Here is a 23695-nt window from a genome sequence, read left to right as displayed (position 1 = left end):
CTGCTACTCGGCCGTTATTCGGCAGGAGATCGGGCAACCCCCTGTCGCGCGCCAGCCGCCGGCACCAGCGCGAATTTCGATTCGGTTCAATTCTTCAGAAGTTGCTCAGGAACCATTCCTTCATCCGCGAGAACACCTGCCCCGCGTTGCCGGACTGCACGGCGACCTTGCGGCCGCGCATGCGCTGCGCACTGCCTTCGACGAGCAGCCCCATCGCCGTCGAGTAGCGCGGATTGCGCACGACGTCGGACAGGCCGCCCGCATATTCCGGCGCGCCGATGCGCACCGGTTTCAGGAAAATGTCTTCGCCGAGCTCGACCATGCCCGGCATCATCGACGCGCCGCCGGTAATGACCACGCCGGAGCTCAGGAGTTCTTCGTAACCCGATTCGCGCACGACCTGCTGCACGAGCGAGAACAGTTCCTCGACGCGCGGCTCGATCACGGCCGCGAGCGCCTGGCGCGACAGCGTGCGCGGGCCGCGTTCGCCAAGGCCCGGCACTTCCACCATTTCGTCCGGATCGGCGAGCGCCTGCTTCGCGATCCCGTAGCCGACCTTGATGTCTTCCGCATCCGGCGTCGGCGTGCGCAGCGCCATCGCGATGTCGCTCGTGATCTGGTCGCCGGCGATCGGGATCACCGCCGTGTGGCGGATCGCGCCTTCGGCGAAGATCGCGATGTCCGTCGTGCCGCCGCCGATGTCGACCAGCACCACGCCGAGATCCTTCTCGTCCTCGGTCAGCACCGCCAGCGAAGACGCGAGCGGCTGCAGGATCAGGTCGTTCACTTCCAGCCCGCAGCGGCGCACGCACTTGACGATGTTCTGCGCCGCGCTCACCGCGCCCGTCACGATGTGCACCTTCACTTCCAGCCGGATGCCGCTCATCCCGATCGGCTCGCGCACGTCTTCCTGGCCGTCGATGATGAATTCCTGCGTGAGGATGTGCAGCACCTGCTGGTCGGTCGGGATGTTGATCGCCTTCGCGGTCTCGATCACGCGCGCGACGTCCGTCTGCGTGACTTCCTTGTCCTTGATCGCGACCATCCCGCTCGAGTTGAAGCTGCGGATGTGACTGCCCGCGATTCCGGTGAACACGTTGGTGATCTTGCAGTCGGCCATCAGCTCGGCTTCCTCGAGCGCGCGCTGGATCGACTGCACGGTGGCCTCGATGTTGACCACCACACCTTTCTTCAGACCCTTCGACTCGCTCTGGCCGAGACCGATCACCTCGTAGTGACCCTCGCCCTTCAGCTCGGCGACGATGGCCACCACCTTCGACGTGCCGATGTCGAGGGAAACCAGCAGATCCTTGTAGTCTTTGCTCATAAAGTGCTCTTGCGTGTGATCTCTCGTTACTTCTTGCGCTTGTCGGTATCGGTCAGGAACCGCATGCCTGCCGCGCGAATCGCGAATCCGTTCGGATACCGCAGGTCCGCGTACTCGATGTCGTTGCCCCAACGCTCCGTGACGGCCGGCCACGCGGCGACCAGACGCTGGCTCCGGTCATGCAGCGTGTCGCTGTTGCGCTCCTTGCCCAGCTCGACCTGCATGCCGTTCGACAGCTTCACCGTCCACGCGTACCGCGCCGACAGCGTCACTTCTTCCGGCGCCGCCTTCAGCGGCGCAAACCATTTCCCGAAGTCGCGATACCGCGTGACGACTTCCTTCGCACTGCCTTCCGGGCCGTCGAATGCCGGCAGTTCCTGCTCTAGCTCGCCCTGGTTCGCGGTGAACAGCTCGCCGTCGACGCTCACCAGCTGATCGCTGCCCCAGGTCCCGAGCGGCTTGTACTCCTCGAGCGTGACAGCCAGCGCATTCGGCCACACCCGGCGCACGCTCGCGTGACGCACCCACGGCATCTGCTCGAACGCCGCGCGCGCCGTATCGAGATCGACCGTGAAGAAGTTGCCCTTCAGCCGGCCGACCACGCCCGCGCGCACCGTGGGCGAATTGATGTGCTCGGTGTCGCCGTCGATCCGGATCTCCCGCAGCGCGAACGTCGGGCGCTGGATCAGCCAGTAGCAGCCGGCCGCCGCCAACACGAGCAGCAGCAGCGCGTACAGCGCGCTGGCGGCAAGGTTGAGTTGGCGAACGTTGTTCCACATACGTCGTTCCGTTCCTGCGTCAGTCGTTGAGCGTGAGCGACAGCACCTTCACGACCAGCTCCGAGTAGCCGATGCCGACCGCGCGCGCGGCCTTCGGCGGCAGCGAGTGGTCGGTCATCCCGGGGGCCGTGTTCACTTCCAGGAAATACGCGTTGCCGGCCGCGTCGACCATGAAATCCGCGCGACCCCAGTCGGTGCAGCCGAGCACGTCGAACGCGCGGCGCGCGATGCGCTTCAGTTCCGCTTCCTGTTCCGCCGGCAGACCGCACGGGATCAGGTACTGCGTATCGTCGGCGACGTACTTCGCGTGATAGTCGTAGAACTCGCCGGCCGGCACGATCTTGATCAGCGGCAGGTCAAGATCGCCGGCGATGCACGCGGTGTATTCGCCGCCGCCTTCGATGCTCTTCTCGACGATCACGATCTTGTCGTGCGTCGCGGCTTCCGACAGTGCGGCGGGCAACGCGTCGGCCGTCTTCACCTTCAGCACCGCAACGCTCGAGCCTTCGCTCGCCGGCTTCACGAACAGCGGCAGGCCGAGCTTCGCGACGATCTCCGTCGCGCGCGCCGCGTAGTCGTCGCCGCGCATCACCGTCTCGAACGGCGGCGTCGGCACGCCCGTCTGCTGCCACACGAGCTTCGTGCGGAACTTGTCGAGGCCGAGCGCCGAGCCGAGCACGCCGCTGCCCGTGTAGCGAATGCCGTAGAAATCGAGCGCGCCCTGGATCTGGCCGTTCTCGCCGTAGCCGCCGTGCAGCGCATTGAATGCGCGCACGAAGCCTTCGTCCTTCAGCGCCGACAGCGGCCGCTCGGCCGGGTCGAACGGATGGGCGTCGACGCCTGCGTCGCGCAAGCCCTGCAGCACGAGGCGGCCCGAGGTGAGCGACACCTCGCGCTCGGCGGATTCGCCGCCGAACAACACCGCCACCTTGCCGAAACGTTTCGGATCGATTCCGCTCATGTCAGCCTCCGCAGGGCCGCCCCAAGGAGGCTGACCGCCCCCGCGGGGGGCAGCGAACGAAGTGAGCGTGGGGGTCGTTTCATGTCATGCCTTCTGTTGAATGTGTTGCACGAGCTTCGCCGGCACGCCGCCGATCGAACCCGCACCCATCGTGATCACCACGTCGCCGTTCTGCGCGACCTTCGCCAATGCGGCCGGCACGTCGTCGACCGTCGCGACGAACACCGGGTCGACCTTCCCCGCCGTGCGCAGCGCACGCGACAGCGCGTCGCCGCTGGCCGTCGGGATCGCGGCCTCGCCGGCCGCGTAGACTTCCGTCAGCACCAGCGCATCGACCGTCGACAGCACGTTGACGAAATCGTCGAAGCAATCGCGCGTGCGCGTGTAGCGGTGCGGCTGGAACGCCAGCACGAGGCGGCGGCCCGGGAACGCGCCGCGCGCGGCCGCGATCGTCGCCGCCATCTCGACCGGGTGATGACCGTAGTCGTCGATCAGCGTGTACCGGCCGCCGTCCGCGGTCGGCACGTCGCCGTAACGCTGGAAGCGCCGGCCGACGCCGTTGAATTCCGCCAGCGCCAGCTGGATCGCATCGTCCGACACGCCGAGATCGGTCGCGATCGCGATCGCCGCGAGCGCGTTCTGCACGTTGTGCAGGCCCGGCATGTTCAGCACCACCGCGAGCGGCGCACGCCCTTCGCGGATCACCGTGAAATGCATCCGGCCATCGCGCGCGTCGATGTCTTCCGCGCGCACCTGCGCATCCGGCGACAGGCCGTAGCGCACGACCGGCTTCGAGATGAACGGGATGATCTGCCGCACGTTCGGATCGTCGACGCACACGACCGCGCTGCCGTAGAACGGCAGGCGCTGCGTGAATTCGATGAACGCCTGCTTGAGCCGCGCGAAGTCGTGGCCGTAGGTGTCCATGTGGTCGGCGTCGATGTTCGTGATGACTTCGATCACCGGATACAGGTTCAGGAACGACGCATCCGACTCGTCGGCCTCGGCGACAATGAAGTCGCCCGTGCCGAGCCGTGCGTTCGCGCCGGCGCTGATCAGGCGGCCGCCGATCACGAAGGTCGGGTCCAGGCCGCCCGCCGCGAGCACGCTCGCGACGAGGCTCGTCGTCGTGGTCTTGCCGTGCGTGCCGGCGATCGCGATGCCCTGCTTCAGGCGCATCAGCTCCGCCAGCATCACCGCGCGCTGCACGATCGGCACGCGCTGCGCGCGCGCGGCGAGCACTTCCGGGTTGTCCGAGCGCACGGCCGTCGACACGACGACCGCGTTCGCGCCCTCGATGTTCGCCGCGTCGTGGCCGATCGCGATCCGCGCGCCCAGCGCCTGGAGGCGGTCGGTCACCGCATTGCGCGACAGGTCGGAGCCGCTGACCTCGTAGCCGAGGTTGACGAGCACTTCGGCGATGCCGCTCATGCCCGCGCCGCCGATCCCGACGAAATGGATGTGTTTGACGATGTGTTTCATGTCAGCCTCCGCCGGGCCGCTCCGTGCTTCGACGGAAGCGCCCGCGGGAGACGGGGGGGCCGAGCCCCCCCGAGCGAACGAAGTGAGCGTGAGGGTTGTTTCATTTAAGTTGTTCCAGGTTCGCGCCGGCCGCCTTCGCGCACACGCGCGCGACTTCGTCGGTGGCCTCGGGCTTCGCGAGCGAGCGCGAACGTTCCGCCATCTCCGCGAGCGATGCCCGCGACTGGCTGCGCAGCCAGTCGGCGAGCAGTTCCGCCGACAGGTCGCGTTGTTGCACCAGCACGGCCGCGCCCGCATCGGCAAGGAACGCGGCGTTGGTCGTCTGGTGATCGTCGACCGCGTACGGGAACGGCACGAACAGCGCCGCCACGCCCACCGCCGCGATCTCCGACACCGTCATCGCGCCCGACCGGCAGATCACCAGATCCGCCGCCGCATACGCGGCCGCCATGTCGTCGATGAACGGCACGAGCCGCACGTCTTCGCCGGCCGCGAAACCGGCCGCTTCGTAATTCGCCTTCAACGCATCGATGTGCTTCACGCCGGCCTGATGCACGACGCGCGGGCGCTCGCCCGGCGCCAGCAGCGCCAGCGCGCGCGGCACGACTTCGTTCAGCGCGGCCGCCCCGAGGCTGCCGCCGACGACCAGCACGTTCAACGGGCCGCCGCGCGACGCATAGCGTGCTTGGGGCGGTTCCGTGTGCGCAAGTTCCGCGCGAATCGGGTTACCCGTCCATTCCGCGTGCGGCAGCGCGCCGGGGAACGCGACGAGCACGCGCTTCGCGAGTTTCGCGAGCACCTTGTTCGTCAGGCCCGCGATCGAATTCTGTTCGTGCAGCACGAGCGGACGCCCCGACAGCGCGGCCATCACGCCCGCCGGGAACGTGATGTAGCCGCCCATCCCGAGCACGACGTCCGGCCGCACGCGGCGCAGCGCGCCGAGGCTCTGCCAGCATGCGCGCAGCAGGTTGACCGGCAGCGTCAGCTTGGTCTTCAGGCCCTTGCCGCGCAGCCCGCCGAAGCGCACGTACTCCATCGGAATGCCGTGTTTCGGCACGAGCGTCGCTTCCATCCCGGCCGGATTGCCGAGCCATACGACGCGCCAGCCCGCCGCTTCCATCCGGTGCGCGACCGCGAGCCCCGGGAACACGTGGCCCCCGGTGCCGCCTGCCATCACCATCAGCGTGCGTTGCGACGCGGTCATACCTTCCCTCCGCGCATCAGCACCCGGTTCTCGTAATCAACCCGCAGCAACACCGCGAGCGCGACGCAGTTCAGCAAAATGCCCGAGCCGCCGTAACTCACGAGCGGCAGCGTCAGCCCCTTGGTCGGCAGCAGCCCGAGGTTCACGCCCATGTTGATGAACGTCTGCGCGCCGAACCAGATGCCGATGCCCTTCGCCATCAGGCCCGCGAACGTGCGATCGAGCGCGAGCGCCTGGCGGCCGATCTCGAACGCGCGGCGCACGATCCAGTAGAACAGCAGGATCACGACCAGCACGCCGACGAAGCCGAGTTCCTCGCCGATCACCGCGAGGATGAAGTCGGTATGCGCTTCCGGCAGGTAGTTCAGCTTCTCAACGCTGCCGCCGAGGCCGACGCCGAACCACTCGCCGCGGCCGAAGGCGATCAGCGAGTGCGTGAGCTGGTAGGCCTTGCCCTGCGCGTAGCGCTCGTCCCACGGATCCAGATACGCGAAGATCCGCTCGCGACGCCACGGCGACAGCCACACGAGCATCGTGAACGTGCCGACCGCCGTCGCGACGAGGCCGCCGAACAGCTTGCCGTTCACGCCGCCGAGGAACAGCACGCCCATCGCGATCGCGGCGACCACCATGAACGCGCCCATGTCGGGCTCGAGCAGCAGCAGCGCGCCGACGAGACCGACCGCGAACGCCATCGGCAGGAAGCCCTTCGCGAAGCTCTGCATGTATTCCTGCTTGCGCACCGTGTAGTTCGCCGCGTAGATCGTCACCGCGAGCTTCATGATTTCCGACGGCTGCATGTTCGTGATGCCGAGCGGAATCCAGCGGCGCGCACCGTTCACGCCCTTGCCGACGTGCGGGATCAGCACGATCACGAGGCCGACGAGCGCGATCAGGAACAGATGCGGCGCGTATTTATCCCAGGTCGACACCGGCACGCGGAACGCGATCACCGCCGCGACGAACGCGACGCCGAGCGACACGCAATGACGCATCAGGAACGCGTAATCGTGGTACGACGCGTATTTCGGCGAATCGGGCATCGCGATCGACGCCGAATACACCATCACGACGCCGAGCCCGAGCAGCGCGATCGCGACCCAGAGCAGCGAATAGTCGAAATCGAGCATCCGCGAACGGCTCGGGCGCACGCCGTTGACGACGCTCGCGAGGCCACCCGTCGCAGCGCGCGTGGCCGATGCGACGCGGCCGCCCGCGGCATTGCCGCCGGTGTCGCGCCGGTCGTTGAAACGGGAGGCGAGGCGATCGGACCAGCTCATGACGTCGCTCCTTTGTCGATGGCGACTTCATCCACCGCCGCGCGGAACACCTCCGCGCGATGGGCGTAGTTCCTGAACATGTCGAGGCTCGCGCACGCGGGCGACAGCAGCACCGCATCGCCCGGTTCGGCCAGCTCGGCCGCCGCGTGCACCGCACCTTCGAGCGTCGCGTGGTCGGCGAGCGGCACGCCGGTTTCGGCGAGCGTGTCGCGGATCGCCGGCGCGTCGCGGCCGATCAGCATCACCGCGCGGCACCAGCGCGCGACCGGCGCGACCAGCGGCGCGAAATCCTGCCCCTTGCCGTCGCCGCCCGCGATCAGCACGATCTTCTGCGCGAGCCCGTCGAGCGCGGCCACCGTCGCGCCGACGTTCGTGCCTTTGCTGTCGTCGACGTAGTCGACGTCGTCGACCGTCGCGATCACTTCGACGCGATGCGCTTCGCCGCGGTATTCGCGCAGCGCGTGCAGCAGCGGCGCGGCCGGCAGGTCGATCGCCCGCGCGAGCGCGAACGCGGCCAGCGCGTTCGCCGCGTTGTGCAGCCCGCGGATGCGCAGCGCGTCGACCGGCATCAGGCGCTTCTGCGCGATGTCGGGCGTATGCCCGGCGTCGCGCTTGCGCCGGCGGGTCGTCGTCGCTTCGTCCGGCGCGTCGCGATCGACGGCTTCCACCAGCCATGCGATGCCGTTGTCGCGCGACAGCCCGTAGTCGCCGTCCTGCGTCGGTTCGTTCAGGCCGAACGTGACCGTGCGCGGCGCGTCGGCCGCGCCGGCTGCCGGCGCGAACTTCATCACGGCCGCGTCGTCGCGGTTCAGCACGCGCGTCGTCGTCGCGCCGAAGATCCTGCCCTTTGCCTGCGCGTACGCGTCGAAGCTGCCGTGCCAGTCGAGGTGGTCCTGCGTGATGTTGAGGATCGCGGCCGCATCGGGCGCGAACGTGCGCGCGGTCTCGAGTTGGAAGCTCGACAGTTCGAGCACCCAGACGTCGGGCAGCGCGGTTTCGTCGATCGCGCTCGCGAGCCGGTCGAGCATCGCCGGGCTGATGTTGCCCGCGACCGCGACCTTCCTGCCCGAGCGCTGGCACAGCAGGCCCGTGAGACTCGTCGTCGTGGTCTTGCCGTTGGTGCCGGTAATCGCGAGCACCTTCGGCTGGTAGCCGCTCGTGCCGAGCGCGCGCAGCGCCTGCGCGAAGAATTCCAGCTCGCCCCACACCGCGATACCGCGCTCGTTCGCGGCCGCGACCAGCGCCGCGAGCGCCGGCTCCAGCGGCGACAGCCCGGGGCTCAGCCCGACGATCTCGACGCCGCCGTCGAGCAGCGCGGGCGTGAACGCCCCGCCGACGAATTCCGCATCGATGCCTTCGGCCTGCAGCGCGGCAAGGTTCGGCGGCGCCTCGCGGGTATCGGCAATGCGCAGCCGGCACCCGTGCCTCGCGCACCATCGCGCGATCGCGAGACCCGATTCCCCGAGCCCCAGTACGAGCACCATCGGCCGTTGCCGATCTCCAAACATCTCGCCAGACATCCTTGTTACCTTTCCTTTACCGCAGCTTGAGGGTGGTCAGACCGAACAGGCACAGCATCAGCGTGATGATCCAGAAACGCACGACCACCTGCGTTTCCTTCCAGCCGGACAATTCGAAATGGTGATGCAGCGGCGCCATCTTCAGCAGGCGCCGCCCTTCGCCGTAACGCTTCTTCGTGTACTTGAACCACGACACCTGCAGCATCACCGACAGCGTTTCCGCGACGAAGATGCCGCCCATGATGAACAGCACGATTTCCTGGCGCACGATCACCGCAACCGTGCCGAGCGCGCCGCCCAGCGCCAGCGCGCCGACGTCGCCCATGAACACCTGCGCGGGATGCGTGTTGTACCAGAGGAATGCGAGCCCTGCCCCGCCCATCGCGGAACAGAAGATCAGCAGTTCGCCCGCGCCCGGGATGTGCGGGAACAGCAGGTATTTCGAATAGACCGCGCTGCCCATCACGTACGCGAACACACCAAGCGACGCGCCGACCAGCACGACCGGCATGATCACGAGACCGTCGAGGCCGTCGGTCAGGTTCACCGCGTTGCTCGCGCCGACGATCACGAAGTAGGTCAGCACGATGAAGCCCCAGACGCCGAGCGGGTAGCTGATCGACTTCAGGAACGGCAGCATCAGGTCGGCGCGCGCCGGCAGCCCCATCGACAGGCCGCTCCTCACCCACGCCATGAACAGGTCGAACACGCGCACGTTGTTCGCCTCGGACACGCTGAACGCGAGATAGACGGCCGCGAACAGGCCGATCACCGACTGCCAGAAATACTTCTCGCGCGACGACATCCCGCGCGGGTCCTTGTGGACGACCTTGCGGTAATCGTCGACCCAGCCGATCACGCCGAAGCCGAACGTGACGAGCATCACGATCCAGATGAACCGGTTCGTCAGGTCGCCCCACAGCAGCGTCGCGACCGCGATGCCGATCAGGATCAGCACGCCGCCCATCGTCGGCGTGCCGGACTTGACGAGGTGGGTCTGCGGGCCGTCCTTGCGCACGGCCTGCCCCACCTTCATTTGCGTCAGCTTGCGGATCACCCACGGTCCGCACACGAGCCCGATCCCGAGCGCGGTGATGGTGGCCATCACCGCCCGGAACGTGAGGTACGTGAACAAGCGCAAAAAGCTTGCGTCTCCTTGCAGCCATTGCGCCAGCGCCAGCAGCATGCTTCCTTCCTTCTACTCAGTGTGCGGCGGGCACGGTGCCCGCCGCGGGTTGGTTCGTCAGCGCGTCGACCACGCGCTCCATCTTCATGTACCGCGAGCCCTTCACGAGCACCGTCGCGTGCGCGCCGTAACCGGCCGCGAGCAGCGCCGACACGAGCGCGCCGACGTCGCCGAAATGGCGTGCCGTGTCGCCGTATGCGGTGCACGCGTCGCGCGATGCGTCGCCGAGCGCGAACAGCGCGTCGATCCCGCGTTCGCGCGCGTACGCGCCGACCTCGCGGTGGAATGCCGGCCCTTCGTCGCCGACTTCGCCCATGTCGCCGATCACCAGCACGCGCGGCGCCGGATGCGCGGCGAGCACGTCGATCGCGGCACGCATCGAATCGGGGTTCGCGTTGTATGTGTCGTCGACGACCGTCGCGCCCGCGAGGCTGCCGACGCTCGCCTGCTTCACCTGCAGCCGGCCCTTGACCGGTTCGAACGATTCGAGCCCCTGCCGGATCGCCGACAGCGCGACGCCGGCGCCGAGCGCCGCAGCCGTCGCGGCCAGCGCATTACGCGCGTTGTGCTCGCCGAGCGCGCGCAGCCGCACCGTGACGGCGCCCGCCGGCGTGTCGATCGCGAGTTCGCCGCCGTGCACGCGACCGACCACCTGCGCGTCGTTCTGCCGTTCGGCGTCGTGCAGCGCGAAATCGAGGATCCGGTTGCCGGTCGCCGCGACGCGCCAGATGCCCGCGTATGCGTCGTCGGCCGGGAACACCGCGACGCCGTCCGGCGGCAGCGCGTGGATCACGGCCGCGTGTTCGAGCGCGACGGCTTCGACCGTCGCCATGAATTCCTGGTGCTCGCGCTGCGCGTTGTTGACGAGCGCGACCGTCGGCGCGGTGACGCGCGCGAGGACCTCGGTTTCGCCCGGGTGGTTCATGCCGATCTCGATCACCGCGAGACGATGCGCGGCCGACAGGCGCAGCAGCGTCAGCGGCAGGCCGACATCGTTGTTCAGGTTGCCGGCCGTCGCGAGCCGCGCGTCGGCGCCGACCGCCGCCGCGAAGATCGACGCGATCATTTCCTTGACGGTCGTCTTGCCGTTGCTGCCCGTCACCGCGACGAGCGGCAGCGGGAATCGCATCCGCCAGCCGTGCGCGAGCGCACCGAGCGCGGCACGCGTTTCGCCGCCTTCGATCATCGGCATCGCGACGCCCGCGGGCGCATGCGCGACGAGCGCCGCGGCCGCCCCGCGTGCGGCGACGTCGCCGAGGAAGTCGTGCGCGTCGAAGCGCTCGCCCTTCAGCGCGACGAACAGGTCGCCCGTGCCGACCGTGCGGCTGTCGGTCGACACACGGTCGAACGTGACGCCCGCATCGCCGTGGACGGTGGCGCCGGGAATCAGGCGGGCGGCTTCGCCGAGACTGAGCATCGTCATTCGGCGCCTCCCTTGCCCTGCGTCGCGCGCGCGGCGAGCGCGAGCCGCGCGTGATCCTGGTCGGAGAACGCGCGCTTCTTGCCCATGATTTCCTGCGTGGCCTCGTGGCCCTTGCCGGCCAGCACGACGACATCCTCGCGTGCGGCGCCGCGCACGGCCTGCAGGATCGCGCTCGCGCGATCCTCGATACGGCGTGCGCGATCGGGCGCGGTCATGCCCGCGACGACCTGGTCGATGATGCGCTGCGGATCTTCGCTGCGCGGGTTGTCGCTCGTGACGACGGTTTCGTCGGCGAGCCGCTCCGCGATCGCGCCCATCAGCGGACGCTTCGTCGCATCGCGATCGCCGCCGCAGCCGAACATGCAGACGAGCCGTCCGCCGCGCGCCGCGGCGATCGGGCGCAGCGCGTCGAGCGTCTTTTCAAGCGCGTCGGGCGTATGCGCGTAGTCGATCACGACGAGCGGTTCGTCGTTCTGCAGTCGGCCGCCGAGCCGCTGCATCCGGCCGTTGACCGACTCGAGCCGCCCGATTTCGGCGAGGGCCGCGTCGAACGGCACGTCGGCCGCGAGCAGCGAGCCGAGTACCGCGAGCAGGTTGCTGACGTTGAACGTGCCGAGCGTGCCGACCTCGACGTCCGCGTCGCCCCACGACGAACGCACGCGGAATGCGGTACCCGTCGCCGTCGCGCGCACGTCGAGCGCGATCAGCTCGCGATCGGCGTCGGGCGCCGGAGCGTCGCCGATCCCGTACGCGATCGTGCGCACGCGGCCGGCCAGCTTCTCGAGCAGGCGACGGCCCGCCGCGTCGTCGCGGTTGATCACCGCCGCGCGCAAGCCGCGCCACGCGAACAGCTTCGCCTTCGCCGCCTCGTACGCATCGAACGTGCCGTGATAGTCGAGGTGATCCTGTGTGAGGTTCGTAAACACCGCGATGTCGAACGCCGTGCCATTCACCCGCCCCTGGTGCAGCGCGTGCGACGAGACCTCCATCGCGACGGCCTGCGCGCCCGCGTCGCGCAACTGCGCGAGGCTGCGCTGAAGTTGCGGCGCGTCGGGCGTCGTGAAGCCGGTCGGCACGAGCTGGCCGGGCATCCCGCTGCCGAGCGTGCCGATCACCGCGCACGGTTGGTGCAACGCCGTCAGCGCGGTGGCGATCCATTGCGTGCACGACGTCTTGCCGTTCGTGCCGGTGACGCCGATCGCGAGCAGGCTGTCGCTCGGATCGCCGCACCAGCCGCTGGCGATCTCGCCGGCGAGCTGGTCGAGCGCCGGCACCGCGAGCGCGACGGGTACGGCCGGCGCGGCCGGTGCTGCGCGCAGCCCTTCCGGCTGATACAGCACGGCAGCCGCACCACGTGCGACGGCGTCGGCCATGAAAGCGCGGTTATCTGCCCCGTCGACCGCATACGCGACGAACACGTCACCAGCCTTCAGGCTGCGCGTGTCCGCATGCAGTTGCGCCGCGGGGGCCACATGCTGACGCAGCCACGCGAGCGCGGCTGCGATCTGCTGATGCGCCGGATGGGAACTGCGGGCGGCGCTCATCGAACAACTCCTGGTGAATTACGCGTCGTGCTGGATACGATCATATGCTTCGCGCCGCTGCCCGCGGCCAGCTTTTGCGGGCCCTTTGCGGCAGCAGATTCCGGTGAATCGTCGGACACGACGAGCTGCTTGATCGGCATGTTCGGCGGGACGTTCAGCGCACGCATCGTGTCGCCGGCGATCGCGGAGAATACGGGGCCCGACACCTGACCGCCGAAGTGGCTGCCGGCAGTCGGCTCGTCGACCGACACTGCGATCACGACGCGCGGATTCGGCATCGGCGCCATCCCGACGAACGACGCGCGGTACTTGCGCGTGTAGCCGTGACCTTCGTGCTTGTATGCGGTACCGCTCTTGCCGCCGACGCGATAGCCCGGCACGGCCGCATCCGGCGACGTGCCGCCCGGCGCGACCACCGTCTCGAGCATCGCGCGGACTTCGCGCGCGGTAGTCGGATTGAACACCTGCGTGCCCGCGATCGGTTGATTGGGGTCGGTCTTGAAAATGGTCACGGGCATCAGCTCGCCGTCGTGCGCGATCGCCGTGTACGCCCGTGCGAGCTGGAACAGCGACACCGACAGGCCATAGCCGTACGACATCGTCGCCTGCTCGATGCGGCGCCAGCTCTTCCACGGACGCAGGCGGCCGGCCACCGCGCCCGGGAACCCGACCTTCGGCGCCTGGCCGAGGCCGATGCTCGTATACATATTCCACATTTCCTCGGGCCGCATCGTCATCGCGATTTTCGTCGCGCCGATGTTGCTCGACTTCTGGATCACGCCGCCGACCGTCAGCGTGCCGAAACCCGCGTCGTCGGTGATCGGCGCGCCGTCGAGCACGAAATGCCCGTTGCCCGTCTCGACGAGCGTGTTCGGCGTCACGCGGTGCAGATCGAGCGCGAGCGACACGGTGAACGGCTTCATGATCGAGCCCGGCTCGAACACGTCGGTCATGATCCGGTTGCGCAACTGCTCGCCCGTCATGCGCGAACGGTCGTTCGGGTTGTACGTCGGGTAGTTGACGAGCGCGAGCACTTCGCCGGTACGCACGTCGACGACCATCGCCGCGCCCGCCTTCGCCTTGAACTTCTCGACGGCGGCCTTCAGGTTCGCGTACGCGATGTACTGGATCTTGCTGTCGATCGACAGATCGACGTCGGTGCCGTTGTGCGGCGGGATCTGCTCGGCGACATCCTCGACGATGTGCCCCATCCGGTCCTTGATCACGCGACGCATGCCCGACGTGCCGGACAGCATCTTCTGGTCGCCCAGTTCGACGCCTTCCTGCCCTTCGTCCTCGACGTTCGTGAAGCCGATCAGGTGAGCGGTGATCTCGCCTTCCGGGTAGAAGCGCTTGTACTCGTTGCGCTGATAGATGCCGGGAATGTCGAGCGCGGCGACCTTGTCCGCGACGTCGATCGGCACCTGGCGCTTCACGTAGACGAAACCCTTGTCTTGCGACAGCTTCACGCGCAGTTCCTTCGACGTCATGCCGAGGAGCTTGCCGAGCTGGTTGATCTTGTCGGCGTCGAGATCGTCGGGCACCGCGTCCGGAATCGCCCAGATCGCGCGCACCGGCAGGCTCGTCGCGAGCACGAGCCCGTTACGGTCGAGAATCTTGCCGCGCGTGGCGGGCAGCTCCAGCGTGCGCTGGTAGCGGCTTTCGCCCTGCTTCTGATAGAACGCGTTGCCGGGCCCCTGGATCCAGAACGCCCGCGCGGTCAACGCGACGAACGCCATGAACAGCAGGAACACGACGAGCTTCGAGCGCCACATCGGCAAATGCACGCCCAGCACGGGGCTCGACGAGAACTTCACGTTCTGGCGCTTCGAGGACGGCTTCATCGCGCGCCCCCCTTGCCCTTGCCGGCCGTGTCGGCCGACGCCGCGATCGGCGCGTCGATCGCCTTCGCCGCGCCCGGCGGCAGCGTCAGGTATTGCGTGCGGCCGGTCGAAATCGGCTGCATTTTCAGCGAATCGTTCGCGAGCTGCTCGATGCGCGACGTCTTCGACAGCGCGCTCTGCTGATATTGAAGCTGCGCGTAGTCCTGCTGGAGCTGACGCTCCTGCGACTGCGCGCGCTGCAGCTGAATGAAGATCTGGCGTTGCTGGTTCGTCGAGTTGACGACCGACAGCGCGCAACCCATCACGATGATCAGCAGGAAGATATTGAGACGGCTCATGGCGTGACGCGCTCCGCAATGCGCATCACGGCCGAGCGGGCGCGCGGATTCGCGGCGACTTCCGCTTCGCTCGGAAACTGGCGGCTGATGATCTTGAGCGGCGGGCTCGGCAGGTCGACGGCGCGGATCGGCAGGCGACGATCGACCGCAGGCGCACTCGCGTGCGCCTGCATGAATCGCTTGACGATCCGGTCCTCGAGTGAATGAAAGCTGATGACCACCAGCCGCCCCCCTTGCTCCAGCAACGACAGTGCCGCGTCTAGTACGACTTGCAGGTCCGCAAGCTCTTGATTGACGTGAATCCGTATAGCCTGAAAGGTGCGGGTTGCCGGATCCTTGCCCTTCTCACGGGTTTTGACGACGTGACCCACGATTTGGGCAAGCTCGCCCGTGGTGTCGAGAGGCCCAAGACGGTCGGACTCTGCCCGGCGAGCAACAAGCGCCTTTGCAATCTGAAAAGCAAACCGTTCTTCCCCATAATCCCGTATCACCTCCGTCAATTCCTGCACCGATGCCCGCGCGAGCCATTCGGCCGCCGACTCGCCGCGCGTCGGATCCATTCGCATGTCCAGCGGACCATCGGCGCGGAAACTGAAGCCGCGCGCCGGATCGTCCACCTGCGGCGAGGACACGCCCAGGTCCAGCAACACCCCCGACACCTTCTCGACGCCGCGCGCCGCAAGCGCGTCGCGCATCGATGCAAAGCTGTCATGCACGATCGAGAAGCGCGCATCCTCGATGCCCTGCGCCGTCTCGATCGCCCTCGGATCCTTGTCGAACGCGATCAGCCGCCCGGCCGACGCCAGCCGCGCGAGCACCGCGCGGCTGTGGCCGCCGCGCCCGAACGTGCCGTCGACATACACGCCGTCCGGCCGCGTCACGAGCGACTCCACCGCTTCATCCAACAGCACCGTCCGATGCCGCAATTCATTTCCCATCGCGGGCGTCTCCGTCACCGCAATCAGAACGTGAAATTCTTCAGCGCGTCGGGCATGCCCTGCGCCATCGCTGCCTGCTCCTTCGCGTTGTAGGTCTGCGAATCCCACAGCTCGAAGTGACTACCCATTCCCAACAACATGACTTCCTTTTCCAGTCCGGCTGCCATGCGCAGCTCGGGCGATACGAGAATCCGGCCCGCGCTGTCGAGATCGACATCCATCGCATTGCCGAGAAAAATTCGCCGCCACCAGTGCGCATCCATCGGCAGCGCGGCGATCTTGGCGCGGAACACTTCCCATTCGGGGCGCGGAAACAGCAACAGGCAGCCGTCCGGGTGCTTGGTCACAGTCACCCGTCCTTCTGCCTGTCCTTGCAGCGCTTCGCGATAGCGAGCCGGCACCGACATCCGCCCTTTCGCATCGAGCGTCAGCGCCGACGCCCCTTGGAACACTTTCCGCTCTCCCGTTCAGGGCACCGAAGCACCCGCTCAATGCTGAGAATTTAGCCGGAACAGCCTGCTAAATCACACAAAAATACACTTTCTCACACTGTCTCCCACTTTAGAGGAAGGGTGTGGCACGGTCAAGGGAGCGGCCCGCTTTTTTGACGAATTTTGTTAGTTAGAACAAGGACTTACGCGCACATGCTCATGCGACCCCTCATTCCAAAAACCGTTATAAATGAATGAGCTAGTGCAATTTGTGAAGGTGATACGTGAGAAAGACGGGCCAGACGGGCGTGCGGACGGGGCTTTCGGGGGCGGGAAAACGAGGAGCGCGTGGACGGTATCGGGGGCGGTGAACCGGGGCGGCGTCCTGCGCCACCCGGGCCCAAATCTCAGAGATAGTAAGCAGTGCGCGTCATGACTTTCGATGCGGCACGCATCAGCATGCGCGCGGGCAGCGGCAGCTCGATCCCGCCGGCGTCGGTCGCGGCCTTGCCGTGCTTCACCTCGTCGATCCGCATCTGGTCGACGATCGCGCGCGACGCGGCGTCGGTCGCCGGCAGCTCGGACATGTGACCTTCGAGATGGCTCTCGACCTGCCGCTCCGTCTCGGCCATGAAGCCGAGGCTGACCTTGTCGCCGAGCGTGCCGGCCGCCACGCCGATCGCGAGCGCGCCGGCATACCACAGCGGGTTCAGCAGGCTCGGGCGCGAATCGAGTTCCTTCAGCCGGTGCGCGGTCCATGCGAGGTGATCCTCCTCCTCGCGCGCGGCTTCCTCGAACATCGCCTTCGCCGACGCCGTGCGCGCGGTGAGCTTCTGCGCCTGATAGAGCGCCTGCGCACAGACCTCGCCGACGTGATTCACGCGCATCAGGCCGGCCGCGTGCGTGCGCTCGGCGGGCGTCAGTTCGACGTCCGTCGTATCGGCCGGTACGGGCACCGGCCGGCTCATCCGGCTAATGCCGGTCAGCGATCGCAGGCCGCGATCGAATTCGCTGATCAGTTCATCCAACACCATCCTGTTCTCCTGGCTGCAGGTGCCGCCGCGCGCGGCAAGGGCACGAGTCCGCTGCGTAACCGAGTTGATTATTCAGCGGAAATTGCGGTTAACCCGTGATTTTAACCATTGTTGCATAAAGGAAACATGGCGGCGTTGAGCTGCAGCATTTCGCTTTGTGGCAAAAACCGGCTTTGCTACATTACGTGCGACTTCTTGCGAAGTTGATGGGGCCTGTCGACAGAACATAACTATCCGCCCCGCCAAAAAAATTCAGTGATTCTTGGAGATCCGCTAATGAAAAAGTCGCTTCTCGCGCTCGTCGCGCTGGGCGCGTTCGCTGGCGCTGCCCATGCGCAAAGCAGCGTGACGCTTTACGGCATCATCGATGAAGGCTTCCTCTTCAACAACAACGCAGGCGGCAAGCACCTGTACGGCCTGGCGAGCGGCGTGATGCAAGGCAGCCGCTTCGGCCTGCGCGGCACCGAGGACCTCGGTGGCGGCCTGAAGGCGATCTTCACCCTCGAAAACGGTTTCGACGTGAACAGCGGCAGGCTCGGTCAGGGCGGCCTGATGTTCGGCCGTCAGGCTTACGTCGGCCTGTCGAGCCCGTACGGTACGGTCACGCTGGGCCGTCAGTACGATTCCGTCGTCGACTTCGTCGGCCCGCTCGAGGCAGGCGACCAGTGGGGCGGCTACATCGCCGCTCACCCGGGCGACCTCGACAACTTCAACAACGCGTATCGCGTGAACAACGCGGTCAAGTTCACGAGCCAGAACTACGGCGGCCTCACGTTCGGCGGCCTGTACAGCTTCGGCGGCCAGGCAGGCCAGTTCTCGAAGAACCAGGTCTGGTCGCTCGGCGCAGGCTACAACAACGGCCCGCTGGTCCTCGGCGTCGGTTACTTGAACGCACGTACGCCGAACCAGTTCGGCGGCATGTTCAACAACGGTTCCGCATCGTCGTCGGTCTCGTCGCCGGTCTACGGCGCGTACGCGAACAATGCGAACACGTACCAGGTCATCGGTGCAGGCGGTGCATACACGTTCGGGGCAGCGACGATCGGCGCGACGTACTCGAACACGAAGTTCAAGGGCTTCTCGGCAGGCCCGTTCGTGAACCAGACCGCGACGTTCAACAACGGCGAAATCAACTTCAAGTACCAGTTGACCCCGGCGTTGATCCTCGGCGCCGCGTACGACTACACGCAAGGCAGCAAGATCGACGGCAACTCGGCAGCCAAGTACCACCAAGGCTCGCTGGGCGTCGACTACTTCCTGTCGAAGCGCACCGACGTCTACGCGATCGGCGTGTACCAGCACGCATCGGGCAACGTGCTCGATTCGAACGGCAACGTCCTGAAGGCAACGGCAGCGATCAACGGCCTGGCCGGGTCGAGCACCAGCAACCAGGTCGCGGCACGCGTCGGCATCCGTCACAAGTTCTAATCAGCTTATCTGACAAGCCGCAGCATATTGAAGGCGCCTTCGGGCGCCTTCTTCTTTTCTGGTGCGGCCGGGGTGTCGGTCGGTAGCAGGTGGCCGGGTGGCAGGTGGCCGGGTGGCGAATCGATCGGCTCGCGAGTGGCGGTAGATGCGCGTCGCGGTGCGCCGTCCCGGCCGTCAGGTCCAAAGCGCGAAGCTTGCGCCGCCGCCCGCACGAAACAGGCGCTTCCGGTCATTCACCCGCAGCCGCAAACAGAAAACCCGGCACCGGCCGGGCGTTTCGTTCAACCGTATCGTTGCGTGCGTTACGCGCGTCCGTCACGTAGTTCGCGCCGCAGGATCTTGCCGACGTTCGTCTTCGGCAACTCCGTGCGGAACTCGACCAGCTTCGGCCGCTTGTACCCGGTGAGCCGCTCCTTGCAGTAGGCAAGGATGTCCTTGTCGGTCAGCGCCGGATCCTTTTTGACGACGAACAGCTTCACGGCTTCGCCGGAATGCTCGTCCGGTACACCGACTGCCGCCACCTCGAACACGCCCGGATGCGACGCCACCACGTCTTCGACTTCGTTCGGATACACGTTGAAGCCGGACACGAGAATCATGTCCTTCTTGCGATCGACGATCTTCACGTAGCCGCGCGCGTCCATCACGCCGACGTCGCCCGTCTTGAAGAAGCCGTCCGCGAACATGACCTTCGCGGTCTCGTCCGGCCGGTTCCAGTAGCCGGCCATCACCTGCGGCCCGCGGATGCAGATCTCGCCCGGCTCGCCGAGCGCGACGTCGTTGCCGGCATCGTCGCGGATCGCGACTTCGGTCGACGGCAGCGGCAAGCCGATCGTGCCGCTGTATTCGGTCGCCGTCACGGGGTTGCAGGTCGCCACCGGCGACGTTTCGGACAGCCCGTATCCTTCGATGATCGCGGTACCGGTCTTTTCATACCAGCGCTTCGCGACGCCTTCCTGGATCGCCATGCCGCCGCCGTTGGCGATCACGAGCTTCGACAGGTCGAGCTGACCGAATTCCGGATGGTTCAGCAGCGCGTTGTACAGCGTGTTGACGGCCGGAATCGTCGAGATCTGGTAGCCCTTCAGCTCCTTGATCATGCCGGCGATATCGCGCGGATTCGGGATCAGGATGCCCATCCCGCCCGTGCGCATCGTCAGGAAACCGCAGACAGTCAGTGCGAACACGTGATACAGCGGCAGCGCGACAACCGTCACGAACTGTTTCACGTCCGGGTACTTGTCGTGAGCCGGCTGATGCCAGGCGCCGGCCTGCAGCACGTTCGACACGATATTCCGGTGCAGCAGCGTCGCGCCCTTCGCCACGCCGGTCGTCCCGCCCGTGTACTGCAGGAACGCGACGTCGTCGGGGCCGATTTTCTGCGATTTGAAGCCCTGCCGCGCGCCCTCCGACAGCGCGGCCTTGAAGCGCGTGAACGACGGCAGTTGCCACGCAGGCACCATCTTCTTCACGTTGCGCACGACATAATTGACGAGCCAGCCCTTGATGCCCAGCAGGTCGCCCATCGACGCGACGACCACGTGCTTGACGGCCGTATCGGCGATGACGGCCTGCAGCGTCGACGCGAAATTCTCGAGGATGACGATTGCCTCCGCACCGCTGTCCTTCAGCTGATGCTCGAGCTCACGCGGCGTATAGAGCGGGTTGACGTTGACGACGGTGTAGCCGGCGCGCAGGACCGCGGCAATCGTGACCGGGTATTGCAGCACGTTCGGCATCATGATCGCGACGCGCGCCCCGCGAGCCAGGCCGCGGGATTGCAGCCACGCACCGAACTCGCGCGACAGCTTGTCGAGTTCGCCGTACGTGATGCCCTTGCCCATGCAGACGAACGCGGTACGGTCTCGGTACTGCCGAAAGCTCTCGTCGAGCAGGTCCGGAACGGACGGATAAGGAGAGGAATCAATTTCGGCTGGAACGCCGGGTGGGTACGATTTCAGCCAAATTTTATCCATACCGCGCGTCTCCTCACAGATTTTCGAATGGTCGTGCTAAAACGCATCGTAACGGCTCCCCCGCCCCGAGACAACAGGGTTAGATGTCCACTTCGAACTTGCATATCAATTTCGTCTGATCATACGGCGATATTCGATCAAATCCGCTCAACTTCCACAAGACAATCGTAAAACGTCGCCGAATTGCCCAGGTCCGTCAGCGCCTGGCTCGTCACCTCGTTCGCGTTCCTGCCGTCCGGCGCCAGCTTCTTCCACCAGATCGACAGCCCGACGACGAGCCCGGCACGCGCGCGCTCGGTCACCCGCGCGAGCGCCTGCATCGATCCGCGGTCGTTGAAGATGCGGACGACGTCACCCTCTGCGATCCCGCGCGCGCTGGCGTCGGACGGATGCATGTCGAGGTGCGGCTCGCCTTCCGTCGAACGCAGGCTGTCGACGTTCACGAACGTGCTGTTCAGGAAGTGGCGGGCCGGCGGCGAAATCATCGCCAGCGGATAGCGTGCGGCAAGCTCGGGCGCGGCTTCGGCCGATTCGAACGGCGGCAGATAGTCAGGGAGGGGGTCCATGCCCATCTGCTCGAGCCGCGGGCTGTAGAACTCGCACTTGCCGGAGGGAGTGCGGAAACCGCCGTTCGCGAACGGCGCTTCCGGCAGCTTGAGCTTCAGCCAGCCGGCGCGCTTCAACGTGTCCCAGTCGCTGTCGAGCGCCGGATCGTCCCAGCGAAGCGCCGCGCGCGCAACCTCTTCGTCGCTGTGATAGAGCGCGGGCTCGTCGAGTCCCATGCTGCGCGCGATTCCGCGAAAGATCTCCGTGTTCGGCCGCGCGTCTCCCACCGGCGGAATCGCCGGCAGGTTCGCCATTACGTAGGTATGGCCGTACGACTTATGGACATCCAGATGTTCTAGCTGCGTGGTCGCCGGCAATACAATGTCGGCGAAATCGACCGTATCTGTCTTGAAGTGCTCGAGAACGACCGTGAACAAATCGTCACGTGCGAAGCCCGCGGCAACCTTCGACGAGTCGGGTGCAACCGCCACCGGATTCGAGTTGTACACGATCACCGCTTCGACTCTCGGCCCGAACGTCGCGTCGCCCGGATGCAGCAGCGCGTCGCCGAGCGCGTTCATGTTGATGATGCGCGGCAGCTTGTGCGGCCAACCCGGCATCAGGTCCGGACGCAGCAGCGCCGCCTGATTGATGGGCGCCGATTCCGACGACGAGAGCAGCAGGCCACCCGCCCGATCCCGCCACGCCCCCGTCAACGCCGGCAGGCTGGCGATTGCGCGCACGGCATTGCCGCCGCCGCGAACGCGTTGCATGCCGTAGTTGAGGCGGATGGATGCCTTGCGGGTGGCGCCGTAGCGACGCGCAAGATCGACCAGCTCCGACGCGTCGATGCCGCAGATCTGCGCAACGCGTTCCGGCGGATAGGACAAGGCGCGCGCCTTGAGTGCGTCAAAGCCGAGCGTGTGGTCGGCGATGTAATCGTGATCGAGCAGATTTTCGGTAATCAGCACGTACATCATGCCGAGCGCAAACGCGCCATCGGTACCTGGCTTCAGCGCAATGTGCTGATGACATTTCTCCGCGGTCAGCGAACGGTACGGGTCGATCGCGACAAGACGCGCGCCACGACGCTTCGCTTCCTGCGCGCGGGTCCAGAAGTGCAGGCTCGATGCAATCGGATTCGCGCCCCATATCAGGATCAGCTCGCTTTCCTCGAAGTGCTCGACGTGCATGCCGACACTGCCGCCGTACGTGTATCGCAGCCCCGCCGCGCCGGCCGCCGAGCAGATCGTGCGCTCCAGCCGCGACGCGCCGAGCTTGTGAAAGAAGCGCTGTGCGATGCCCTCGCCTTGCACGAGCCCCATCGTCCCCGCATAGCTGTACGGCATGATTGCTTCCGGCGCGCGCTCGGCGATTTCACCGAGGCGACGTCCGATCTCGTCGAAGGCCTCGTCCCAGCTGATCGGCACGAAGCGCCCTTCCCCCTTCGGGCCGACCCGCCTGAGCGGAACGGTGAGGCGGTCGGGATGATGAACGCGATCCGCATATCGGCTGACTTTCGTACACAACACGCCCTGCGTCGGAGGATGGTCGGGGTCGCCGGTGACCTTGATTGCCTTGCCGTTGTCGACGGTCACCCGCATTGCGCACGTGTCCGGACAATCATGCGGGCAAACGGCCCGGGCTACCTGGGTGGCGGCGTTCATCGTTTTGAATGCAGAGGTGAGGATTCGCAAATTTTACGTGGACACGTCGAATAAAGCGTTCATTTCGCACCGGTTTTGGATTACTTGACCGAAGAGGGGACGAGGTGGCGGGCCGCAGGAAGCGGAAGGCGGGTCACGCAATCGCGCTTGTCGATATGCGTTTGCGGGAGCAAAGCGCGGTTTGATCGAAGATACGATCGATAACCGGCAGAATCACCGAAGATGGAAGCGAGTAGGGGAGTTTGATGCTGCAATGGTTTGCGGCAGAGGAGCCCGGCTTACGTCGCCTCGGAACGCTTCGCCACATGCTTTTGAGGACGCCGAAATGCAAAAACCCCCGCCTGTTCGGGCGGGGGTTTCTGGCTTGAGGGAGCCTGACGATTACCTACTTTCACACGGGAATCCGCACTATCATCGGCGTAGAGTCGTTTCACGGTCCTGTTCGGGATGGGAAGGGGTGGGACCGACTCGCTATGGTCATCAGGCAAAGGGGGTTGTTGTGCTGGCTTCGCAGCGCAACCAATCTTGGAAGAAGCAGTAATTTAGTTGGGTTGTGAGCTGTATCTCACACGTACGCGGTACTTCAACCGTCGTACGTCGAGTGCCTCGCACTCGACGCTCGATGTCCGTAAGCGCTAAAGCGCTAACGGGCATCGACACAAGGCAGACTTGTTATAGGATCAAGCCTTACGGGCAATTAGTATCAGTTAGCTGAACGCATTACTGCGCTTACACACCTGACCTATCAACGTCCTGGTCTCGAACGACCCTTCAAGGGGATCTAGTC

The 23695-nt window shown here is 66.2% G+C and carries 18 protein-coding genes and 2 rRNA genes; 1 reads left to right on the top strand and 19 read right to left on the bottom strand.

Features of this window, described 5'->3' with window-relative positions:
• Positions 1–94: 94 nt before the first annotated feature.
• The 15 genes from ftsA to coq7 form a co-directional block, all read right to left on the bottom strand.
• A complete protein-coding gene (gene ftsA, locus CFB81_RS02380) occupies positions 95–1327 on the bottom strand; it encodes a cell division protein FtsA (RefSeq protein ID WP_006487138.1) in 1233 nt (410 codons plus the stop codon).
• Positions 1328–1353: 26 nt separating this feature from the next.
• On the bottom strand, positions 1354–2106 hold the full coding sequence (locus CFB81_RS02375; RefSeq protein WP_006477014.1) for a cell division protein FtsQ/DivIB: 753 nt from the start codon (positions 2104–2106) through the stop codon (positions 1354–1356).
• A 19-nt stretch (positions 2107–2125) separates the two neighbouring features.
• Positions 2126–3067 carry a D-alanine--D-alanine ligase gene (locus tag CFB81_RS02370; protein ID WP_050013901.1) on the bottom strand — a complete coding sequence of 314 codons (942 nt, stop codon included), beginning with the start codon at positions 3065–3067 and terminating at the stop codon, positions 2126–2128.
• An 84-nt stretch (positions 3068–3151) separates the two neighbouring features.
• Positions 3152–4549, bottom strand: a complete 1398-nt coding sequence (gene murC / locus CFB81_RS02365; RefSeq protein ID WP_069616825.1) for a UDP-N-acetylmuramate--L-alanine ligase — start codon at positions 4547–4549, stop codon at positions 3152–3154.
• 100 nt (positions 4550–4649) lie between these two features.
• The gene (gene murG / locus CFB81_RS02360; RefSeq protein ID WP_069616826.1) at positions 4650–5753 is read right to left on the bottom strand and encodes an undecaprenyldiphospho-muramoylpentapeptide beta-N-acetylglucosaminyltransferase; all 1104 of its coding nucleotides are present in this window, start codon (positions 5751–5753) and stop codon (positions 4650–4652) included.
• The gene (gene ftsW / locus CFB81_RS02355; RefSeq protein ID WP_089434500.1) at positions 5750–7033 is read right to left on the bottom strand and encodes a putative lipid II flippase FtsW; all 1284 of its coding nucleotides are present in this window, start codon (positions 7031–7033) and stop codon (positions 5750–5752) included. The genes murG and ftsW overlap by 4 nt, the downstream gene beginning before the upstream one ends.
• Positions 7030–8541, bottom strand: coding sequence for a UDP-N-acetylmuramoyl-L-alanine--D-glutamate ligase (gene murD, locus CFB81_RS02350; RefSeq protein WP_089434499.1), 1512 nt, complete (start codon positions 8539–8541; stop codon positions 7030–7032). The genes ftsW and murD overlap by 4 nt, the downstream gene beginning before the upstream one ends.
• A gap of 28 nt (positions 8542–8569) precedes the next feature.
• Entirely contained in the window at positions 8570–9739 is a 1170-nt protein-coding gene (mraY, locus tag CFB81_RS02345) for a phospho-N-acetylmuramoyl-pentapeptide-transferase (RefSeq protein ID WP_006477019.1), read from the bottom strand.
• A gap of 16 nt (positions 9740–9755) precedes the next feature.
• A complete protein-coding gene (gene murF / locus CFB81_RS02340) occupies positions 9756–11162 on the bottom strand; it encodes a UDP-N-acetylmuramoyl-tripeptide--D-alanyl-D-alanine ligase (protein ID WP_089434498.1) in 1407 nt (468 codons plus the stop codon).
• Positions 11159–12706 carry a UDP-N-acetylmuramoyl-L-alanyl-D-glutamate--2,6-diaminopimelate ligase gene (locus tag CFB81_RS02335; protein ID WP_089434497.1) on the bottom strand — a complete coding sequence of 516 codons (1548 nt, stop codon included), beginning with the start codon at positions 12704–12706 and terminating at the stop codon, positions 11159–11161. Before CFB81_RS02335 ends, murF begins: the two co-directional genes overlap by 4 nt.
• Positions 12703–14550 (bottom strand): penicillin-binding protein 2, encoded by a 1848-nt coding sequence (locus CFB81_RS02330; RefSeq protein ID WP_069616831.1) that lies wholly within the window; start codon positions 14548–14550, stop codon positions 12703–12705. Before CFB81_RS02330 ends, CFB81_RS02335 begins: the two co-directional genes overlap by 4 nt.
• Entirely contained in the window at positions 14547–14888 is a 342-nt protein-coding gene (gene ftsL / locus CFB81_RS02325; protein ID WP_089434496.1) for a cell division protein FtsL, read from the bottom strand. Before ftsL ends, CFB81_RS02330 begins: the two co-directional genes overlap by 4 nt.
• Positions 14885–15826 (bottom strand): 16S rRNA (cytosine(1402)-N(4))-methyltransferase RsmH, encoded by a 942-nt coding sequence (rsmH, locus tag CFB81_RS02320; RefSeq protein ID WP_011694135.1) that lies wholly within the window; start codon positions 15824–15826, stop codon positions 14885–14887. Before rsmH ends, ftsL begins: the two co-directional genes overlap by 4 nt.
• 23 nt (positions 15827–15849) lie before the next feature.
• Positions 15850–16278, bottom strand: coding sequence for a division/cell wall cluster transcriptional repressor MraZ (mraZ, locus tag CFB81_RS02315; protein ID WP_006487094.1), 429 nt, complete (start codon positions 16276–16278; stop codon positions 15850–15852).
• A 386-nt stretch (positions 16279–16664) separates the two neighbouring features.
• Positions 16665–17291, bottom strand: coding sequence for a 2-polyprenyl-3-methyl-6-methoxy-1,4-benzoquinone monooxygenase (gene coq7 / locus CFB81_RS02310; protein ID WP_069616833.1), 627 nt, complete (start codon positions 17289–17291; stop codon positions 16665–16667).
• Between the two features lie 276 nt (positions 17292–17567).
• Between coq7 and CFB81_RS02305 the strand changes: the two genes are divergently transcribed.
• The gene (locus CFB81_RS02305) at positions 17568–18719 is read left to right on the top strand and encodes a porin (RefSeq protein WP_050013912.1); all 1152 of its coding nucleotides are present in this window, start codon (positions 17568–17570) and stop codon (positions 18717–18719) included.
• A gap of 302 nt (positions 18720–19021) precedes the next feature.
• Here the strand turns inward: CFB81_RS02305 and CFB81_RS02300 are convergent, their stop codons facing one another.
• The 4 genes from CFB81_RS02300 to CFB81_RS02285 form a co-directional block, all read right to left on the bottom strand.
• Positions 19022–20695 carry a long-chain fatty acid--CoA ligase gene (locus tag CFB81_RS02300; protein WP_089434495.1) on the bottom strand — a complete coding sequence of 558 codons (1674 nt, stop codon included), beginning with the start codon at positions 20693–20695 and terminating at the stop codon, positions 19022–19024.
• 137 nt (positions 20696–20832) lie between these two features.
• Positions 20833–22908, bottom strand: coding sequence for a molybdopterin-dependent oxidoreductase (locus tag CFB81_RS02295; RefSeq protein WP_089434494.1), 2076 nt, complete (start codon positions 22906–22908; stop codon positions 20833–20835).
• A 372-nt stretch (positions 22909–23280) separates the two neighbouring features.
• Positions 23281–23393 (bottom strand): 5S ribosomal RNA (gene rrf / locus CFB81_RS02290).
• A 191-nt stretch (positions 23394–23584) separates the two neighbouring features.
• Positions 23585–23695: ribosomal RNA gene (locus tag CFB81_RS02285) — 23S ribosomal RNA — on the bottom strand; the annotation flags it as partial.

Origin of the sequence: Burkholderia sp. AU28863 (assembly GCF_002223195.1) — a bacterium.
Classification (GTDB): Bacteria; Pseudomonadota; Gammaproteobacteria; order Burkholderiales; family Burkholderiaceae; genus Burkholderia; species Burkholderia sola.
This window is presented reverse-complemented; position numbering and strand designations above follow the sequence as displayed.

Bases quoted from the DNA above. Each gene is read 5' to 3' on its own strand.
- CFB81_RS02330 (WP_069616831.1), bottom strand. From the start codon at position 14,550: ATGAAGCCGTCCTCGAAGCGCCAGAACGTGAAGTTCTCGTCGAGCCCC.
- ftsL (WP_089434496.1), bottom strand. From the start codon at position 14,888: ATGAGCCGTCTCAATATCTTCCTGCTGATCATCGTGATGGGTTGCGCG.
- ftsA (WP_006487138.1), bottom strand. From the start codon at position 1,327: ATGAGCAAAGACTACAAGGATCTGCTGGTTTCCCTCGACATCGGCACG.
- CFB81_RS02295 (WP_089434494.1), bottom strand. From the start codon at position 22,908: ATGAACGCCGCCACCCAGGTAGCCCGGGCCGTTTGCCCGCATGATTGT.
- CFB81_RS02375 (WP_006477014.1), bottom strand. From the start codon at position 2,106: ATGTGGAACAACGTTCGCCAACTCAACCTTGCCGCCAGCGCGCTGTAC.
- murC (WP_069616825.1), bottom strand. From the start codon at position 4,549: ATGAAACACATCGTCAAACACATCCATTTCGTCGGGATCGGCGGCGCG.
- CFB81_RS02335 (WP_089434497.1), bottom strand. From the start codon at position 12,706: ATGAGCGCCGCCCGCAGTTCCCATCCGGCGCATCAGCAGATCGCAGCC.
- coq7 (WP_069616833.1), bottom strand. From the start codon at position 17,291: ATGGTGTTGGATGAACTGATCAGCGAATTCGATCGCGGCCTGCGATCG.
- murG (WP_069616826.1), bottom strand. From the start codon at position 5,753: ATGACCGCGTCGCAACGCACGCTGATGGTGATGGCAGGCGGCACCGGG.
- mraY (WP_006477019.1), bottom strand. From the start codon at position 9,739: ATGCTGCTGGCGCTGGCGCAATGGCTGCAAGGAGACGCAAGCTTTTTG.
- rsmH (WP_011694135.1), bottom strand. From the start codon at position 15,826: ATGGGAAATGAATTGCGGCATCGGACGGTGCTGTTGGATGAAGCGGTG.
- CFB81_RS02300 (WP_089434495.1), bottom strand. From the start codon at position 20,695: ATGGATAAAATTTGGCTGAAATCGTACCCACCCGGCGTTCCAGCCGAA.
- CFB81_RS02305 (WP_050013912.1), top strand. From the start codon at position 17,568: ATGAAAAAGTCGCTTCTCGCGCTCGTCGCGCTGGGCGCGTTCGCTGGC.
- CFB81_RS02370 (WP_050013901.1), bottom strand. From the start codon at position 3,067: ATGAGCGGAATCGATCCGAAACGTTTCGGCAAGGTGGCGGTGTTGTTC.
- ftsW (WP_089434500.1), bottom strand. From the start codon at position 7,033: ATGAGCTGGTCCGATCGCCTCGCCTCCCGTTTCAACGACCGGCGCGAC.
- murF (WP_089434498.1), bottom strand. From the start codon at position 11,162: ATGACGATGCTCAGTCTCGGCGAAGCCGCCCGCCTGATTCCCGGCGCC.
- murD (WP_089434499.1), bottom strand. From the start codon at position 8,541: ATGTTTGGAGATCGGCAACGGCCGATGGTGCTCGTACTGGGGCTCGGG.